Origin of the sequence: Microbacterium maritypicum MF109 (assembly GCF_000455825.1) — a bacterium.
Classification (GTDB): Bacteria; Actinomycetota; Actinomycetes; order Actinomycetales; family Microbacteriaceae; genus Microbacterium; species Microbacterium maritypicum_A.
In genome coordinates this window covers 1-374 of sequence record NZ_ATAO01000158.1, presented here as the reverse complement: position 1 = coordinate 374, position 374 = coordinate 1, and the positions used below count along the sequence as shown (strand labels likewise).

1 protein-coding gene is annotated in these 374 nt (G+C 66.8%); it reads right to left on the bottom strand.

The window, feature by feature from the left end; all coding sequences use genetic code 11:
* Position 1: 1 nt before the first annotated feature.
* Positions 2-374 (bottom strand): peptide-methionine (S)-S-oxide reductase MsrA (gene msrA / locus L687_RS29610; RefSeq protein WP_021199420.1); only part of this gene is annotated, 373 nt, incomplete at its 5' end.

Here is a 374-nt window from a genome sequence, read left to right as displayed (position 1 = left end):
GTCAGACGGTGGCGGCGGCCTCGTCGCGCTTCGGCAGCACCCAACCCGCACGCGGGAAGTGGCACGTGTAGCCGTTCGGGTACTTGATCAGGTAGTCCTGGTGCTCTTCCTCGGCCTGCCAGAACGGCCCTGCCGGCTCGATCGTGGTGACGGCCTTCGCCGGCCACAGGCCCGAAGCGTCGACATCGGCGATGGTGTCGCGCGCGATCGCCTCCTGCTCGGGGGTGAGCGGGAAGATCGCCGAGCGGTAGCTCGAACCGATGTCGTTGCCCTGACGGTTCAGCGTCGACGGGTCGTGGATCTGGAAGAAGAACGCCAGGATGTCGCGGTAGGTCGTCTTCGTCGGGTCGAACACGATCTCCACGGCCTCGGCA